This is a genomic window from Nocardioides sp. zg-1230 (assembly GCF_013155335.1).
In the GTDB taxonomy this organism is placed as follows: Bacteria; Actinomycetota; Actinomycetes; order Propionibacteriales; family Nocardioidaceae; genus Nocardioides.
In genome coordinates this window covers 1,541,026-1,557,793 of sequence record NZ_JABJQZ010000001.1, presented here as the reverse complement: position 1 = coordinate 1,557,793, position 16,768 = coordinate 1,541,026, and the positions used below count along the sequence as shown (strand labels likewise).

The window sequence follows — 16,768 nt, the reverse complement described above, 5'->3', positions numbered from 1 at the left end:
TCACCGGGCAACCTAGGTGACCGACGCCTCTCCTGTTCGCCGTTTGGCCGATCTCCCGTCCTCGCCCTGCACGCCTCGGCGTAGGCTCCCCACTCGTGACGACCCCCGCGTCCGCCTCCACCCCGCCGCTCGTCGTGCGCACCGTCCCGGTGGACCCGTCGGATCTCCCCCTCCTCGACCTGCTGCCCCGGCAGGAGCCGGTCAGCTGGCTGCGCCGCGGCGAGGGCCTGGTCGGCTGGGGTGTCGCCGCCCGCCTGGAGACGTCAGGACCGACCAGGTTCAGCGACGCGGTGAAGTGGTGGGCGGAGACCGTCGCGCGCGCCGACGTCGAGGACCAGGTGGCCGAGCCGGGCACGGGCCTCGTCTGCTTCGGTGCCTTCGCCTTCGCCGACGAGCCCGGTGACTCCGTGCTCGTCATCCCCCAGGTCGTCGTCGGGCGTCGCGGCGACCGGGCCTGGCTGACGACCGTCTCGGTCGAGGCACCCGTGCTGACCCCCGCCCCCGCTCCCGAGCCGCCCGTCGGGCTCGTCTTCTCGGACGGCGCCCGCAACGGCGAGGAGTGGATGTCGGTCGTGGCCGAGGCCGTCCGGCGCATCACCTCCGGCGACCTGGAGAAGGTCGTCCTGGCCCGCGACCTCATCGCCACCACCGACGAGCCGCTCGACGTCCGCTGGCCGCTGCACCGGCTGGCAGCCCAGTACGAGATGTGCTGGACCTTCCACGTCGAGGGGCTGTTCGGCGCCACCCCCGAGATGCTCGTGCGCCGTGAGCGCGGCCTGGTGACCTCGCGCGTGCTGGCCGGCACCATCCGACGTACAGGCGACGACGAGCGCGACCTCGCCCTCGCGGCGACCCTGGCTCGCTCGTCGAAGGACCTCGAGGAGCACGAGTACGCCGTGCGCTCGGTCGCCGACGCCCTCGAGCCGCACTGCTCGTCGATGAACGTGCCGGAGGCGCCGTTCGTCCTCCACCTGCCCAACGTCATGCACCTGGCCACCGACGTCAACGGCGTCGTCCACGACGACGCGACCTCGCTGCAGCTGGCCGAGTCGCTCCACCCCTCCGCAGCCGTGGGCGGCACCCCGACCGTCGAGGCGACGCGCCTCATCGCGGAGATCGAGGGGATGCCGCGCGACCGCTACGCCGGCCCCGTCGGCTGGATGGACGCCTCCGGCGACGGCGAGTGGGGCATCGCGCTGCGCTCGGCGATGGTCACCGAGTCCGGGGTCCGGCTCTTCGCCGGCTGCGGCATCGTGGCGAGCTCGGACCCCGAGGCCGAGCTGGCGGAGTCGCAGGCGAAGTTCGTGCCCGTCCGCGACGCGCTGGGCGCCGGCTGACCCGAGCCGCTCAGAGGTCCTGGCCGGGCTCGCGACGCTCGAAGGCCTGGCCCTCGGGCAGCAGGTTGGCCATGTGGGAGGCGACCATGTCGAGGCCGACGTCGCTGTAGACGCGGTCGTGGATCGCCAGCGACCGGGGTGCCGCGACCTCGCGCACGAAGTCGATGGCCTCGCTGACCTTGAGCCAGGGCGCGCTCACCGGCGCGAGGAGCACGTCGACCGTCCGTCCGGGCGGTGTCAGCGCGTCGCCCGGGTGGAAGACGCTCGCTCCCCCGGACTCCAGGACGTAGCCCGAGTTGTCGAAGCGGTCGTAGTCGGGATGGATCACCGCGTGCTTCTCGCCGACGACCTCGACCGCCGTGCCCGCGACCTCGAGCCGGTCACCGGGCCGCACCACCGTCACGCGCTCGGCGACCTCGGGGGCCTGCTCGCGGAGCAGCCGCTCCACGGCGGCGATCGTCCAGATCGGCACGTCACTGTCACGGAGGTGGTGGGGATGCACGTGGTCGGCGTGCTCGTGGGTGATCAGGACGGCGTCCGCGCCCTCGAGGGCGACAGGGTCGGTGAACACCCCCGGGTCGAGGACGACGACACCGCCGTCACCCTGCACCCGGACGCACGCGTGGCCGAACTTGGTGATCCGCATGGTTCCCACCATAGGCGCGCGCCGCGACCGGGGAATCGCCGAACGGGTGGGGCCAAAGGTTAGGGTGGTGCAGCCTCCGACGGGTGGAGTGCCCTGGGGGAATCACCAATCGCACCCGAGACGAAGAGAGTTCTTTATGTCTGCACGCCGCGTGCTCGCAGGCAGCGCCGTCGCGCTGCTCCTGCCCGCGTCCCTGCTCCTGACGGTCGAGACCGGCTCGGCCACCGACTCCGTCGCGCCCACCGCGTCGACGTCGTCGCTGACCAAGAAGGCCGGCCAGAAGATCTCCGTGGAGGTGCTCCCGCAGATCGTCCAGCAGGGCAAGCGCACCGCCAGCGCGGACTCCGCCAAGGGCGCCGTGACCGCGACCATCAAGCCGGTCAAGGTCGGCCGCAAGGTCGTCCTCGAGCGTCTCGTCGGGACGTCGTGGAAGAAGGTCGGCACCGCCAAGCAGGAGCGGTCCGGTGACGCCAACTTCCGGGCCAACGTCTCCAGCGGCGGCGCGGCGATCACCTACCGCGTCACGGCGCAGAAGTTCAAGGGCCTCAAGAAGGTCTCGAGCTCGGCCGCCGACACGTCGCAGTGGCTGACCCCGACGTTCACCGACGAGTTCTCCGGCGGCTCGCTGAGCTCCGTGTGGAGCATGCGCGGCCAGGACTACGAGCCGTCCAGCAAGCGCAAGTGCTCCAAGGGCGACCCGAAGGCCGTCAAGGTCGGCGGCGGCACCCTGCGCCTGAGCGTCATCAAGGACAAGTCGGCCAAGGGCAAGTGCAAGGCCACCTCGCGCAAGCTCAAGAAGAAGATCTCCTACCGCCTCAACGGCCACGTCGGCACCGAGGGCGCGTTCAGCTACCGGTACGGCGTCGCCGCCGCGCGCGTGAAGATGCACAAGTCGCAGGGCCAGCACTCGAGCTTCTGGTCGCAGCCGGTCGGCGGCAACGGCCCGGGCAGCGACGGCCACGAGATCGACATCATCGAGTACTTCGGTGACAAGCACCCGCAGGGCGGCCTCACCAGCTTCATCCACTGGTACAAGGGCAAGCGCCTGATCAAGACCGGCTCGTGGATCAAGGACTCCAAGTCGTTCCTGCAGAACAAGCGCGACGGCTGGTCGAAGAACTACCACGTCTTCTCGGTCCAGTGGACGCCCAAGACGATCATTTTCCGCATCGACGGCAAGGAGACCTGGCGCACGTCCAAGCGCGTGTCGAAGGCCCAGCAGTACCTCATCCTGAGCCTGCTCGCCTCCGACTACGAGGCGCTGGAGATGAACGACAAGAAGCTCCCGCAGCACATGTACGTCGACTGGGTCCGCGTGTGGGAGACCCCGCAGTCCTGATCGACTGACACACCACAGCACGACGATCCGCGCGCTGGCCCTTCCGCTTTCAGGGGAGGGCCAGCGCGCGGATCTTTTCGTCCAGCTCCCGTCGGTTGTCGCGACGCACCCGCGCCTCGACGACCTCGATGCCGCCGTTGGGCATCGCCAGCGCCTGCTCGAGCTCGGGCAGGCTGCCGACCTGCAGGTGCGGCACCCGGGCGGCCGCGCAGACGCTCGCCAGGTCGACCCCGTGCGGGGTGCCGAAGAGGGTGTCGAAGCGGTCGGCGTGCTCAGGAGCGCCCTGCTCGAGGGTCGCGAAGATCGACCCGCCGTCGTCGTTGACCACGACGATCGTCAGGTCCGGCCGCTCCTCGTGGGGGCCGAGGAAGAGACCGGTCGTGTCGTGCAGGAACGTCACGTCGCCCATCAGGGCGACCGCGCGTGACGACTGCGGCCGGCCGAGCGCTGCGCCGACCGCCGAGCTGATGGTGCCGTCGATGCCGGCCAGGCCACGGTTGGCGATGACCTTGCGACGACCGCCGACCTCGTAGCGGGCGACCATCAGGTCGAGGTCGCGGATCGGGTTGGAGGCGCCCACCACCAGCAGGCCGCCGGGCGGCAGCGCGCGGCTGACCGCCCCGGCCACCTCGTACGGCGTGAGGTCGGGCTCGGCGGCGAGCAGCCGGTCGAGCTCGCGGGACGTCGTACGGTCCGCGGCGCGCCAGGCGTCGGCCCAGGCGGGGTCGTCCGGTGACGCCACGTCGACCTGGTCCGCCTCCTGCGCGACGGCGTACGGACGTCCGGCCCACATGCCGCGCGGGCGGGCCGACACCACCTCGACGTCCTCGCGGGCGAGGAGCCGGGCGACCGGCCGGGACAGGGTGGGATGGCCGAGCACGACCACCCGCTCGACCTGCGCCCCGAGCTCACCGGCGAGCAGCAGCCGGTAGGCGCGGATCACCGCGTCACCGGTGCGGCAACCGCTGGAGGGCTCGGCGAGCAGCGGCCAGCCGGCCTTCTCGGCGAGCACGCGCGCGGGCGGGCCGGCGTCGTCGCCGGCGACCACGACCGTGCGCGGACCGGGCTCGAGGACGAGGCGCGTCATCGGGGCGCCGACCGCGGGCACCGGCCACTCGGGCACCTCTCCCCCGTCCCAGCCCGCGTCGTCGGGCAGGAGCGGGTCGTCGAGCTGCACGTTGAGGTGGACCGGGCGGCGGCCGTCGTGGCCCCGCACGAAGGCGAGCAGGTCGACGAGGCCGGACTCGAGGTCCCCCTCGGACACGTCGAGGGTCGGGGCGAAGGTGCCGAAGATCCCCACCTGGTCGGTGGTCTGGTTGGCGCCGGTGCCGCGCAACGGCGCGGGGCGGTCGGCGGTCACGACGACGAGCGGGACCCCGGCGTGGGCCGCCTCCATCACCGCGGGGAGCAGGTGGGCGACGGCGGTGCCGGAGGTGCAGGTGACCGCGGCGGGACGGTTGGTCACCTTGGCGAGCCCGAGGGCGACGAAGCCCGCCGTGCGCTCGTCGACCCGGGTGTGCAGGCGCAGGGCGCCTGCCTGCGCGGCGTCGAAGAGCGCGAAGGAGAGCGGCGCGTTGCGGGAGCCGGGGGCGACGACCACCTCACGCACCGCCGCACCGCGCAGGGCGGTCACCACCGCACGGGCGAGCCGGGTCGAGGGGTTGGTCATGTCGGCCGATCCTGCCCCACCGACGCCAGCCGGGCGCGCCAGTGGTCGACCCGGTCAGCCGGCGCCGCCAGCCGGGCGAGGGCGGCGGGGTCCACCTCGGGGTGTCCGACCCGGAGCATGCCGTCGACCGGCAGCATCGGCTCGGTGACGACGTCGTCGGTGAGCAGCTGCACGGTGGCCAGCCCGCACGCGTGGTGGAGCTCGGGCAACGCAGCCGCGAGGGCCACGCCGGCCGCGATGCCGACGCTCGACTCGACGGCGCTGGACACCACGACGGGCAGGCCGATGTCCTCGGCGATGCGCAGGCAGGCACGCACCCCACCCAGGGGCTGCACCTTCAGCACCGCGACGTCCGCCGCCTCGAGGTCGCGCACCCGGTAGGGGTCCTCGGCCCGGCGGATCGACTCGTCGGCGGCGATCGGCACAGCCACGCGTCGTCGTACGGCCGCGAGGTCCTCGACGGCCGCCACCGGCTGCTCGACGTACTCCAGCCCGCCTGCGGCCCGGTCGATCGCCGCGATCGCGCGGACCGCCTCGTCGACGTCCCAGGCACCGTTGGCGTCGACGCGCACCAGGCCGTCGGGCCCGAGGGCGTCGCGCACCGCCTCCACGCGCGCCAGGTCGTCGGCCAGCGTCTGGCCGCGCTCGGCGACCTTGACCTTCGCCGTGCGGCAGCCGCCGGCGGTGACGATCGCGTGCGCCCGCTCCGGGTCGGTGGCCGGGACGGTGACGTTGACCGGTACGACGTCACGTAGCGGCTCCGGCCAGCCCACGTCGGCCGCCTCGCGCGCCGCGGCGAGCCACGGGCGCGCGGTGGCGTCGTCGTACTCCAGGAACGGCGACCACTCCCCCCACCCCGCCTCGCCGCGCAGCAGCACGCCCTCGCGCACGGTGATGCCGCGGAACCTCGTGCGCAGCGGGATGGAGAAGACGTGCAGGTCGGCCGTCACAGCGCGGCCCGGATGGCCTGCCGGTCGACCTTGCCGTTGGGCAGCAGCGGCAGGCTGTCGACCCACCGGAACTCGCGCGGCGCCCACGAGCGGGGCTGCTCGAGGCTGACCCAGTCCCGCAGCTCGCCCTCGCGGACGTTGCCGACCACCACGGCGACGACCCGCTGGCCCCACTCGGGGTCGGGGACGCCGAGGACCTCGGCGTCCTTGACGAGGAGGTGCTGCCGCAGGCGTTGGGCGACGGCGGACACGGGGATCTTCACGCCGCCGCTGACGACCACGTCGTCAATGCGCCCGATGACCTGCAGGCGGCCGTCCTCGTCGAGGCGTCCGGCGTCGGAGGTGAGGAACCATCCGTCGACGACCGACTCGGCGGTCAGCGCGGGGTCGTCGGCGTAGTGGCTGAACAGGGTGGGTCCGGCGATCCGGATGCGCCCCTCGGCGCCGATCGTGACGCCCACGCCGTCGAGGGGGACGCCGTCGTAGACGCACCCGCCGGAGGTCTCGGAGGAGCCGTACGTCGCCACGACGCGCACGCCCAGCGCTTCGGCCCGCCTGCGCACCTCCGGGTCCATCCCACCGCCGCCGACCAGGACGGCGTGGCAGCGCGCCAGGGCTGCAGCCTGCTCGGGGTTGCCGACGATGCGGTGAAGCTGCGTGGGCACGAGCGAAGCGAACGTCGGGGTGTCGGCGTGGTCCGTGGCCATCGCGCGCCCGACGTCGAGGCCGTCCACGACGACGGGCTCGTGCCCGGCGACGAGGGAGCGCACGATGACCTGGACCCCGGCGACGTACGACGAGGGCAGCGCGAGGAGCCACCGTCCCGAGGCACCCAGCCGGCGCGCGGACGCCTCCACGCTGGCCAGGACCGCCCGGCGCGGGATGACGACACCCTTGGGCTTCCCCGTGGAGCCGGACGTCTCGATCAGGAGCGGCGGCGAGGCATCGGCCTCCAGCCACCTCGACAGCTGCCGGATGGCGACGGAGGGCTCGTCCGACGGGCGCAGGAAGCTCACACGGCGAACGCTAGTGGCTCGGCCGCGCCGCGCGGCCTCCGGTCGTGGCGTACGTCGTAGTGTCGCGACCATGACCGCGTACTGGATCACCACCTACAAGGCCGTCCACGACCCCGACAAGGTGGCGGCCTACGCCACGCTCGCCGGTCCCGCGCTGACCGCGGCGGGCGGACGGTTCCTGGTGCGCGGTCTGCCGGAGGCGACGTTCGAGAAGGGCGAGACCACCCGCACGATCGTCATCGAGTTCGCGTCCGTCGAGGCGGCGGTGGCCGCGCACGACAGCGAGGCCTACCAGGAGGCGCTCCGCGCCCTCGACGGCGGCGCCGACCGCGACATGCGCGTGGTGCCGGGGGCGTAGCCGCTCCTCCCGGCCCTACCCGGGCCGAGGCCGATGGGCGCCGTGGCATCGTGGAGGGATGGACGCCTTCCGGCTCGTCGTCACGGTCGTCGTGATGGTGGGCGTCGTCGTGGCCATCCTGCTCTTCGAACGACGCCGGGCCGAGCGCATCCGGCGCGACACCGGACGGATGGCACAGGGTCGCTACGACGCTGACGGCGAGGACGATCGGGAGCCGTAGCCGCACGCATTTCCCCACAACTGGGGCGTGTCCCACGGTCGAGCGCGACCTACGGTCCAGAGAAGTGCTGGAAGCTCTTTTCTCCGGAGGAGATGGCATGGAGGGCAACGGGGGAACGTCTGCTCCGGTCAGGCTGCTGGTCGGGACCTTCCTGGTGGGCACCGTGCTGGGCCTGCTGGGCGTGATCGTGTGGGTGGGCATCGACGGCGACGGCGACGACGCACCCCGACAGGCGAGCAGCAGCGCTGCTGATCCCGGGGGCGAGAACGAACTGGGGACCGATCCCGGGAGTGACCTCAGCCCGGCGCCGCCCCAACCCGTCGCCGACACCCGTCCGGAGCGCTGCTCCGACGCAGCCGCGGCGCTCGAGGGACCACTCGACGCGGCGCGGCCGGCCCTGCGCCAGTGGGACGTGCACGTCGAGGCCATGAACCAGCTCGTGGTCGGCGAGATCACCCTGCAGCAGGCGACGCGCTTCTGGGACCAGACCAGGCTGGGTGCCCAGCGCAACGTCGAGCGCTTCCGGAGGGCCTGGGCCTCGCTCGAGCGCACCGGCGTCGACTGCCCGGGGCCCGCGCTGCTCGGGCCGGCACCCGCGGCGGTGCGCTCGTGCTCGCGCCTCGTGGAGGCCGAGCTGGAGGTCGCACAGAAGGCGAAGACGTCGATCGACACCTGGGAGAGGCACGTGCACCACATGGACATGCTCAAGCTGGGAACGCTGTCGCCCGAGAAGGCAACCGAGATGTGGTTGCAGATGTGGAAGCGTGGCGTCCGCGACCTGGACGTCTACCGCTCCGCTGCGCGCAAGCCCGCGCTCGAGGCCGGATGCCCGGGCTCCGACTCCGGCAGCTGAGGCCCGAACCGCCCAGGTCGCCTCAGGTGGCGACGGCCTCGCGGACCCGGTCGAGCATCGCCTGCTCGCCCGCGCTGACCTGCTCCGCGCCGAAGCCCATGAAGCCGCCCTCCTTGGCGGCCGCGGCCGCGGCCTCGGCACTCGCCAGCAACCACGCGCCGTACGCCGCCGCCTCCTCGGCAGTGGCCTTGGCGGCCACGATCGCCACCACGGCACGGAGCTCGCCGACCACCTGGTCCCCGACCGCCGGACCCGTGGGCTTGTAGCCCTTGAGCGGGTGCCGGCGCTCCTGCACCATCGCCTGGACGTCGAGCGCCACGTCGGCCAGGAGCTCTTCGCGGCTCGGCGGACTGGTGGCCGACTTCATCGCCGCCATCGTCTCCTTCGCGGCCTCGATGGGGCCGCCGGGGTCGGCGAGGGAGATCGCCAGCCCGGCCACGAACGGCGCCCGCACGATCCGGGCCCAGTCCTCCTCGGAGAAGTCACTCTTGGTCGTCACGCCATCGTCCCTTCCGTGCGCGGTGGCCGCACCCCGAGCGGGCTGGGCCGCAGCCAGTCTCCGGTGCGGCCGCTGCGTTGTCCTCACACCCGGCGAGGGAGGACGGGACGCGATCGTTCCCCGATCGGGTCACGTGGCGGCAGCCACCCGCACCCCGGGCGGGAGGTGCGAGCCGTCACCGATCGCGTCGTCGAGCCATGCCCCGATCACGCCTGCCAGCTCCACGGGGTGGCTGAAGTTCACGGCGTGCGCGGCCCGGTCGACCAGGGCGACCGTCAGGTGCTCCGGGGCGAGCCGGGCCACCTCGCGGATGCGGCCGGGGGGCGGCAGGAGCGGATCGCGGGTCCCCAGTACGGCAAGGGTCGGGACGGGGGTGTGCACCAGTCGCTCGAGGGACGGGAAGCGGGTCAGCTCGGCGAAGAGCCGCAGCCCGTTCAGTGGCCCGAACCTCACGTAGTCGGGGAGAGCGACGGGGAACATCCTCGTGCTCTCCCGGAACACGTCCCGCGCCAGCTGACCGACGGCGCGGCCCAAGGGCTGGTTGTGCACCCCTCCAGCCGGCGAGACGAGGACGAGCCGGTTCACCCGCTCGGGCGCGCTGTGCGCGACCTCCAGGCTGATCGCGCAGCCCATCGAGTTCCCGACCAGGACGGCCTCGTCGATCTCGAGGTCGTCGAGGAGCGCGATGGTGCACTCGGCCAGGGCCGGGATGTCGAGGACGTGGTCCCGGCGCTCGCTGCGCCCGTAGCCGGGAAGGTCCGGCACCACGTTGACCCCGCGAGCGGCCAGCGCCCGGGCGGTCGGCATCAGGTAGGCACCGGAGATCGCGAACCCGTGCAGGTGGACGATGGGAACACCGTCACCGGACGTGCTGCGCCGGCAGTGGACCGACGTGCCTCCCACCTGCCGCCGCTCGTCCACCCAGCCGTCGCCTGGTCCGGGGTGGGCCCTCATGGGCCGAGGCTAGTGCTCCCGGCACGGTCCCCGCCGCGGCCGGCGCACGAGCATCGCGATTTCTGGGGACCCGCCGCCGGTCCGGCTTCGGTAGCCTGCGAAGGTCCCGTGGAGAACGAGGAGGGTCACCCATGGGGGTCGCACCCGCCGACGACTGGCGCCGCGGCGAGGCCGTGGACGCGCCGCCTCCGACGTCGCCACCCGCCTTCGAGCTGGCACCGGACGACGTCTCGAGCATCCCGCTCTGGCCGGTGCAGGAGATCGTCGACGGCGCGTTCTTCGTGATCGGCACCGTGCTCGTGATGTGGCTGGGATGGATCGTGATCGCGGTCGGCTTCGACGACGGCTGGTACGCGATCGGCGCGGTGCTCCTGTTCTGGCTGCTGCTGGCCTACGTGGGGCTGCCGCGCCTGCAGGAGGTGCTCTCGAAGGTCTACGTGCCCGACTACTTCATCGGACGGACCCTGACCGACGTGGGCGTGCTCGGCGACCCGGTCAACCTGGCGGTGGACGGCACCGAGGCTGACATCCATGCTGCCCTGCGCCGAGCCGGCTGGACCCTTGCCGACGAGCTCACCATCCGCTCCTCGTGGCGGATCGTGGTCTCGTCGGTGCTGCGCCGCCCCTACCCCGAGGCCCCGGTCTCGTCGCTGTTCCTCTTCGGTCGGCGGCAGGCCTTCGCCTACCAGCAGGAGGTCGACGGCAATCCGTCGCAGCGCCACCACGTGCGGTTCTGGCCGGTCCCGCACGGCTGGAAGCTGCCCGGCGGGTTCGAGGTGCAGTGGCTGGCGGCCGCGACGTACGACAAGGCGGTCGGCATCTCCCTGTTCACCCTCCAGGTGACCCACCGGGTGGACGCCGACATCGACATCGAGCGCGACTACGTCGTCGACACCGTCCGCTACGCGGTCCCGGACGCCTCCCTTCGGGTCGTCAAGGACTACTCCAGCGCCTTCACCACCCGCAACGGTGGCGGCGACGTCGTACGCACCGACGGGAGCCTGCCGATCCTCGACCTGACCGGACTGCAGGCGCCGGAGCCGGACCGGGTGGAGCAGGCCACCGACGCGTTGTCGCGCGCGGCCTCCCACCGGGTCCCGCCGCCGAGCCTCCTCGCCGCGGCCGTGATGAGCATCGGCAAGGCCACCGTGACCCTGGCGACCGTCCTCGTCGCCGCCTTCCAGAGCGCGAGCGCCCCGACCACCGCCTCGGCCCGCGAGGTCGCCGTGATGGGAGGCAGCGCCCTGCTCCTGATCGGCCTGTGGGTGTTCATGCTCGCCCACCGCGCGTGGGCCCGGACCGCCCTCATGGTCGTGTGCACCGCGGAGGCGGTCACGCAGCTGCTCGACCTCGGCGCCGCCGCCGAGGTGCACTTCCTCGTCCTGACGAGCACCGCCATCTCCGTCCTCATCCTCATCGCGGTCAGCTCGGCCGGAGCCCGGCGCTGGGTGGGGCTGGGTCCGCGAGCCTGAGCCCGCTCCCGCGGCGCGGCGGCGTCCGAAAATCGCAGGACACTGTCGGTGCGACCGACGAGAATGGCCGGCGATGTTCACAGCGCTGATCGCCTACCTCACCCCACCCTCTCGGCTCGCCGGTCGCCTCTCGACCCAGTCGCTGCTGTTCGCCCTCGGCGAGGGCACCTTCATGGCGGGGTCGGCGGTGTTCTTCACCGAGGTGGTCGGCCTGACCGGGCCGCAGGTCGGCCTCGGCCTGACGCTGGCGGGCATCGCGGCGTTCATCGCGGCCTACCCGATGGGCAAGGTCGTCGACCGCTTCGGCCCCAAGCGCTGCTGGGCGATCAGCTCCGCCGGCCAGGCGGCGCTGGTGTGCAGCTGGCCCTTCATCGACAGCTTCGCCGGCTACGTCGCCCTCGCCGTGGCCCTGGAGGTGGTCGGCTCATTGGGCGGCGCCGCCCACGGGGCGTACACGATCGACGTGCTCCCCGCGGCCGAGCGCGTCGAGTCGCGCGCCTACATGTACTCCGCGCTCAACGTCGGGTTCACCCTCGGCGCGCTCGCCGGTGGCATCGCCCTCGCCACGGAGTCGCTGACGGTGATCTCGGCGCTGCCGTGGTTCACCGCGGCCGTCTTCGCGTTCAACGCCGTCAACGTCACCCGCCTCCCCCCGGCCTCCCACGACCTCAAGACCACCGAGGAGCGCAAGGTCCGGGTCGAGGGCCCCGGACCGATGAAGAACGTCGGCTGGCTGGCCGCGTCGTTCTGCAACGGCACGCTGTGGACCAACCAGGTCATCCTCAACCTCGTCATCCCGCTCTGGCTGGTGCAGAAGACCGACGCCCCGTGGGTGGTGCTCGCCTTCCTCTTCGGCACCAACACGGTGATGTGCATCCTGCTGCCGCTGGCCGCCGCGCGCGGGGTCCGCGACCTCTCGACCGGGCTGCGGGCGATCCGGATCTCGACCGTCTTCTTCATCGTCTCCTGCGTCATCACGCTGTCGACCCACCACACCCTCGGCCTGCTGACGGTCGTGCTGTTCTTCCTCGGCCACGTGACCCTCACCGGCGCCGAGCTCTTCCTCTCGGCCGCCAGCTGGACCTTCGAGGCCGAGCTGATGGACCCGCGCCGCCGCGGCGAGTACCAGGGCGCAGCCGAGCTGATGGGCACGCTGGGCCGCGTCTGGGCGCCCGCCCTCTACACGTTCCTCGTGATGGACTGGAGCTCGCTCGGCTGGCTGGTCATCGCCGCCCTCGTCACCGCGGCGGCGGTGGGCCTGCACCCGTCCGTGCGCCTGGCCCGCCGCTTCCTCGAGCAGCACGTGCCGGCCGACATCCTGGCCGACGCGACGTCGTCGGCGAAGGCCGCCGAGCCCGCGCCGCTGGGGCCGCCGACGGTGGAGCAGCCGGCGGAGCCTGGCGGCGCCAGCCCGCTCGGCTCCTGACACAATCCGGCGGTGACCTCCTCCGCTGACTGGCTCGCCGGCGCCCGGCCGCGCACCCTCCCTGCGGCGGTCGCTCCCGTGCTCGCCGGCACCGGCGTGGCGGCGTACGTCGACCAGGCCCCGCTCGGCGACCTCCAGTGGTGGAAGGCCCTGCTCGCGCTCGTCGTCAGCCTGGCGCTCCAGGTCGGGGTCAACTACGCCAACGACTACTCCGACGGGGTCCGCGGGACCGACGCCGACCGCGTCGGGCCGATGCGGCTCGTCGGGTCGGGCGCGGCGTCGCCTCGCGCCGTGAAGGCGGCGGCCTTCGCCGCCTTCGGCGTCGCCGCCGTGGCCGGCCTCGTCCTCGCTGCCACGACGGCGTGGTGGCTGGTCGCGGTCGGACTGGTGTGCGTCGTGGCCGCCTGGTTCTACACCGGCGGCGGAAAGCCCTACGGCTACCTCGGCCTCGGCGAGGTGATGGTGTTCGTCTTCTTCGGCCTCGTCGCGGTCGTGGGCACGACCTACGTGCTGACCGAGACGTGGGAGTGGCCGGCCCTCTACGCCGGCACCGGCATCGGCGCGCTCGCGTGCGCCATCCTCGTGGCCAACAACCTCCGTGACATCCCGACCGACACCGTCGCGGGCAAGCGGACGCTCGCGGTGCGGCTCGGCGACGAGCGCACCCGGTCCCTCTACGCCTTTCTCGTGCTGGTCGCCGCGGCCGCCGTGGTCGCCGTGGCCGTCGCCACCACCTGGTGGGCGCTCCTCGGCCTCGGGTTCCTCGCTCGCGCACTGCCCCCCACCCGGGCCGTCCTCGGCGGTGCGAACGGCCCGGCCCTCATCCCCGTCCTGGCCGCCACCGGCGCCTCGGAGCTGCTCTGGTCGGTCCTGGTCGCAGCGCCGCTGCTCGTGCTGGGCTGAGCCCCGAGGACCGGGCGACAAACCCGGTGGCCTGAGCCCGGCGCGCTCACTAGCGTGGCCGGGTGGACTACGACTTCGCGATCCTCGACCTCGCCGACGACTCCGACGACGCGTCCGCCCGGCGCAGAGGCTGGGTCGGTGCGGTCCTGCGCGGCTTTCGCGACCCGCGACCCGACGACGAGCTGATCGACCGGTGGGTGGGCCACTACCGCGAGGACCGGGTGACGGTGCGTGGCGCGTGGCTGCCCGCCGGCGAGTTCGGCGCTGGGCCGATGCCGGTGGCGACCTACGCCAGCCTCGACAAGACCCTCAACGCCGGTCGGGAGCTGCTGCCGCTGCGGATGGTCACCGACGTCACCACGAGCGCCGCCCACCGGCGCCGCGGCCTGCTGCGCCGGATGATCGAGGACGACCTGGCCGACGCCGTCGAGCAGGGCGTCCCGATGGCGGCCCTGACCGCGTCGGAGGCCACGATCTACGGCCGCTGGGGCTTCGGGCCGGCGACGTTCCGCCATGCCGTGGAGGTCCACACCACCCCCGGCTTCGCGTTCCGCGACTTCACCGACGCCGGCCGCGTCGAGCTCCTCGAGCCGATCGACGCCTGGCCGCACGTCAAGGCGGTGTTCGATGCCTTCCACGCCCGGCAGCGCGGCTCGGTCGAGTGGCCGACGCAGTACCAGGACATCCACACCGGCGCCTACGACTTCAACGGCAGCGGCTCCCACCGCAAGATCCGGGTCGCCCTGCACCTCGACCAGGACGGGCAGGTCGACGGCTTCGCCGTCTTCCAGCACGGCGAGAAGGACACGGTGAGCGTCGACGAGATGGCCGCCCTGACCCCGCAGGCCCAGCTCGGCCTGTGGTCGTTCCTCGCGGCGATCGACCGGGTGAAGACCGTGAGCTTCGGCCTCTTCCACCCCGACGACCCGCTGATGTGGGCGCTGACGGACCTCAACCGCGTGAAGACCACCGAGCTCCAGGAGTTCCTCTGGCTGCGGGTCCTCGACGTCCCACGGGCGCTCGCCGCCCGCCCGTGGGCCGCCGACGGGGCGCTCGTGCTCGAGGTCGACGACCCGCTGGGTCACGCGGCCGGACGCTACGAGGTCGTCACGCGCGACGGCGTCGCGGAGCTCGTCCGAACGGACGCCGATGCCGACGTCAGGCTGACGAGCGAGATGCTCGGCTCGCTCTACCTCGGCGGCGTCCCCGTCCTGCAGCTGCACCGGGCGGGCCGCGTCGACGGGGCGCCCGAGGCCGTACGCCGCTTCGCCGCGATGGCCGACCTCAGCGAGCCGGCGTACAACCTCACGGGGTTCTGACGGGGGCGCGACCTGACCCTGGTTCGGAGGGACCAGCCTTGCGCCTTGACGGCCGTTCGACGTCGTCGCACGCTCAGAGGTAAACGTGTCGGCCTACGTGCTCGTACGCGGCCAGGAGGCGGCGCTGGTCGACTGCGGCCTCGGCAGTCGCGTGGAGGAGATCGGGGCGGTGCTGGGAGCCGCCGGCACGTCGGGGCGGCTCCTGCGGCCGGTCGCAGACGGTGAGGAGGTCTTCGGCCTGCAGGTGGTCGACACCCCCGGGCACACCCCCGGCCACATCGCCGTCTTCGACACCGATTCGAAGGTGCTCGTCGCCGGCGACGCCATCACCAGCACCCTCGACGGGCTGCAAGGCCCCATGCGGGAGTTCACGGCTGACATGTCGACGGCCGAGGCGTCGGTCCGCAAGCTGGCCGCTCTGGAGCCGCAGGTCGTCCTCGTGGGCCACGGTCCCCCCGTCCAGCTGGACGCCGCCGCCCAGCTGCGACGGCTGGCCAGCTCCCATGACCTGACCACGACGAGGTCGACGACCGCCCAGGCGCTTGGAACAGGTCTCGCTCTCGGCGAGGCCGAGTCCGCCCATGGTCCACGTGTTCGACGCTGGGACCCGTTCTACGCGAGCCGACCCGAGCTCAGTGTCCGCCGAGGACCTCACCGACGGCGGAGGCGAAGACGATCAGGAACGTGAGGGACGCGAGCACGATCACCAGCACCGATCGTTCCTTCTCGCGGAAGATGGCCAGGCCCGAGGTGACGAGGGAGGCGAGAGCGAGCCCGATGATGCCGATGCCGATGGCGATGCTCAGCGCCCGTGGCAAGTAGGAGACGAGGATCCACACAGGAAGCACCAGGTAGAGCAGCACGGGAAGCAGGAGCCACAGCGCGCGGCGACCCATCGGAGTGCGAGGCAAGGCGTACATCTCGATCCTCCCGTCCGGACCACCCGGTCCGTCCTCTGTCTCCCGGGACCTGGCTCCAGCCAATCGCGAGATCGGGCGGCGAGGCAGAGGCTTAGGTACGCACGGGGCCGGGACCGATGCACTCATCTGCCGTGACCAGCACGTTCATGTCCGGGATCCGCGCGAGTGTTCGCTAGCGTCCGGACCATGACGCCAGCGCCCGCGCACGACGACGTGGTGCCAGGGAGAAGCCGGGTCCGGGGTGGCGGGGTGAAGCGCTCTGGAGCGGTGCTCCTGCTTGCCTTGGTCGCCGGGGCTGCCACGGCGTGCGAGAGCCTCGGTGGTGGGCTCGACATCGTCAACGAGACCGACCAGGTGCTCTACAACGTCGAGCGCATCCCGCCCGACGGCGGGAGGTGGCAGCTGACCATCAACGACTGCTCTGACACGGACCTCGAAGTCACCACCAAGGACGGCACGGTGTTCGCCGAGCTCAGCGAGAGGTGGTGCCCCGGCCAGGTGTGGACCATCCGGGGAGAGGACGACAGCGTGCTCGAGGACAGGTGATCCCCGAGCGTCAGTCCTGGTCCTCGCGCGCCTTGCGCTCCTCGAAGGCCGCGGAGGCCCGGGACGCGCGCGACTCTACGCGCCGTGCGAAGGCCTCGCGCTGGCGGTTGAGGATGAAGTACGACGCGATGCCGGAGATCAGGAACGCCAGGATCACGGCCCAGAAGAGGTTGTAGCGACCGTCGAAGACCAGGGCCATGACACCCACCACGACGCCGAACGACGCCAGGAACAACGCGATCCGCATGACGGTGTAGACAACGAACTCCTTCACGCCTCAAGACTAGGCGCACCCCATTACATTGGAGGAATGCTGAAGGTCCTGCTCGTCGTCGCTGTGA

The 16,768-nt window shown here is 72.4% G+C and carries 19 protein-coding genes; 11 read left to right on the top strand and 8 right to left on the bottom strand.

Features of this window, described 5'->3' with window-relative positions; all coding sequences use genetic code 11:
- The first annotated feature begins 95 nt into the window (after positions 1-95).
- Positions 96-1,337, top strand: coding sequence for an isochorismate synthase (locus HOO61_RS07590; protein ID WP_172257977.1), 1,242 nt, complete (start codon positions 96-98; stop codon positions 1,335-1,337).
- Between the two features lie 10 nt (positions 1,338-1,347).
- Here HOO61_RS07590 and HOO61_RS07585 read toward each other — a convergent pair whose 3' ends face one another.
- On the bottom strand, positions 1,348-1,983 hold the full coding sequence (locus tag HOO61_RS07585; protein WP_172257976.1) for an MBL fold metallo-hydrolase: 636 nt from the start codon (positions 1,981-1,983) through the stop codon (positions 1,348-1,350).
- Positions 1,984-2,119: 136 nt separating this feature from the next.
- Between HOO61_RS07585 and HOO61_RS07580 the strand changes: the two genes are divergently transcribed.
- Complete coding sequence (locus HOO61_RS07580) at positions 2,120-3,322, top strand: family 16 glycosylhydrolase (RefSeq protein ID WP_172257975.1); 1,203 nt, start codon at positions 2,120-2,122, stop codon at positions 3,320-3,322.
- Between the two features lie 49 nt (positions 3,323-3,371).
- On the opposite strand, the gene menD is transcribed toward HOO61_RS07580, so the two are convergent.
- Genes menD through HOO61_RS07565 form a run of 3 tightly spaced genes read right to left on the bottom strand, consistent with a single transcriptional unit; the run spans position 3,372 to position 6,957 of the window.
- Complete coding sequence (gene menD, locus HOO61_RS07575) at positions 3,372-4,991, bottom strand: 2-succinyl-5-enolpyruvyl-6-hydroxy-3-cyclohexene-1-carboxylic-acid synthase (RefSeq protein ID WP_172257974.1); 1,620 nt, start codon at positions 4,989-4,991, stop codon at positions 3,372-3,374.
- A complete protein-coding gene (locus tag HOO61_RS07570) occupies positions 4,988-5,941 on the bottom strand; it encodes an o-succinylbenzoate synthase (RefSeq protein ID WP_367650062.1) in 954 nt (317 codons plus the stop codon). Before HOO61_RS07570 ends, menD begins: the two co-directional genes overlap by 4 nt.
- Complete coding sequence (locus tag HOO61_RS07565) at positions 5,938-6,957, bottom strand: AMP-binding protein (RefSeq protein WP_367650061.1); 1,020 nt, start codon at positions 6,955-6,957, stop codon at positions 5,938-5,940. Before HOO61_RS07565 ends, HOO61_RS07570 begins: the two co-directional genes overlap by 4 nt.
- A 70-nt stretch (positions 6,958-7,027) precedes the next feature.
- Between HOO61_RS07565 and HOO61_RS07560 the strand changes: the two genes are divergently transcribed.
- From HOO61_RS07560 to HOO61_RS07550, 3 genes are all read left to right on the top strand, one after another.
- Positions 7,028-7,315: a DUF1330 domain-containing protein gene (locus HOO61_RS07560; protein WP_172257973.1), complete on the top strand. Its 288-nt coding sequence runs from the start codon at positions 7,028-7,030 to the stop codon at positions 7,313-7,315.
- 58 nt (positions 7,316-7,373) lie between these two features.
- Positions 7,374-7,535: a hypothetical protein gene (locus HOO61_RS07555; RefSeq protein WP_172257972.1), complete on the top strand. Its 162-nt coding sequence runs from the start codon at positions 7,374-7,376 to the stop codon at positions 7,533-7,535.
- 97 nt (positions 7,536-7,632) lie between these two features.
- Positions 7,633-8,388 carry a hypothetical protein gene (locus HOO61_RS07550; protein ID WP_172257971.1) on the top strand — a complete coding sequence of 252 codons (756 nt, stop codon included), beginning with the start codon at positions 7,633-7,635 and terminating at the stop codon, positions 8,386-8,388.
- Between the two features lie 22 nt (positions 8,389-8,410).
- On the opposite strand, the gene HOO61_RS07545 is transcribed toward HOO61_RS07550, so the two are convergent.
- Both HOO61_RS07545 and HOO61_RS07540 read right to left on the bottom strand, forming a co-directional pair.
- Positions 8,411-8,887, bottom strand: coding sequence for a hypothetical protein (locus HOO61_RS07545; protein WP_172257970.1), 477 nt, complete (start codon positions 8,885-8,887; stop codon positions 8,411-8,413).
- A gap of 129 nt (positions 8,888-9,016) precedes the next feature.
- A complete protein-coding gene (locus tag HOO61_RS07540) occupies positions 9,017-9,841 on the bottom strand; it encodes an alpha/beta fold hydrolase (RefSeq protein ID WP_172257969.1) in 825 nt (274 codons plus the stop codon).
- A 131-nt stretch (positions 9,842-9,972) separates the two neighbouring features.
- Here HOO61_RS07540 and HOO61_RS07535 point away from each other — a divergent pair, with 131 nt between their 5' ends.
- The 5 genes from HOO61_RS07535 to HOO61_RS07515 all read left to right on the top strand — a co-directional run bounded on the left by HOO61_RS07535 (position 9,973) and on the right by HOO61_RS07515 (position 15,649).
- Positions 9,973-11,313: an LssY C-terminal domain-containing protein gene (locus tag HOO61_RS07535; RefSeq protein WP_172257968.1), complete on the top strand. Its 1,341-nt coding sequence runs from the start codon at positions 9,973-9,975 to the stop codon at positions 11,311-11,313.
- 73 nt (positions 11,314-11,386) lie between these two features.
- Positions 11,387-12,739, top strand: coding sequence for an MFS transporter (locus HOO61_RS07530; RefSeq protein WP_172257967.1), 1,353 nt, complete (start codon positions 11,387-11,389; stop codon positions 12,737-12,739).
- A 12-nt stretch (positions 12,740-12,751) separates the two neighbouring features.
- A complete protein-coding gene (locus HOO61_RS07525) occupies positions 12,752-13,642 on the top strand; it encodes a 1,4-dihydroxy-2-naphthoate polyprenyltransferase (protein WP_172257966.1) in 891 nt (296 codons plus the stop codon).
- Positions 13,643-13,704: 62 nt separating this feature from the next.
- On the top strand, positions 13,705-14,961 hold the full coding sequence (locus tag HOO61_RS07520) for a GNAT family N-acetyltransferase (protein WP_172257965.1): 1,257 nt from the start codon (positions 13,705-13,707) through the stop codon (positions 14,959-14,961).
- Between the two features lie 85 nt (positions 14,962-15,046).
- A complete protein-coding gene (locus tag HOO61_RS07515) occupies positions 15,047-15,649 on the top strand; it encodes an MBL fold metallo-hydrolase (protein ID WP_172257964.1) in 603 nt (200 codons plus the stop codon).
- Here the strand turns inward: HOO61_RS07515 and HOO61_RS07510 are convergent.
- Positions 15,594-15,881, bottom strand: coding sequence for a hypothetical protein (locus HOO61_RS07510; protein ID WP_172257963.1), 288 nt, complete (start codon positions 15,879-15,881; stop codon positions 15,594-15,596). The genes HOO61_RS07515 and HOO61_RS07510 overlap by 56 nt on opposite strands.
- Positions 15,882-16,130: 249 nt before the next feature.
- On the opposite strand from HOO61_RS07510, the gene HOO61_RS07505 reads away from it, so the two are divergent.
- A complete protein-coding gene (locus HOO61_RS07505) occupies positions 16,131-16,427 on the top strand; it encodes a hypothetical protein (RefSeq protein WP_172257962.1) in 297 nt (98 codons plus the stop codon).
- A 10-nt stretch (positions 16,428-16,437) separates the two neighbouring features.
- Here the strand turns inward: HOO61_RS07505 and HOO61_RS07500 are convergent, their stop codons facing one another.
- Positions 16,438-16,701, bottom strand: a complete 264-nt coding sequence (locus HOO61_RS07500; RefSeq protein ID WP_172257961.1) for a DUF4229 domain-containing protein — start codon at positions 16,699-16,701, stop codon at positions 16,438-16,440.
- Positions 16,702-16,768: the final 67 nt, after the last annotated feature.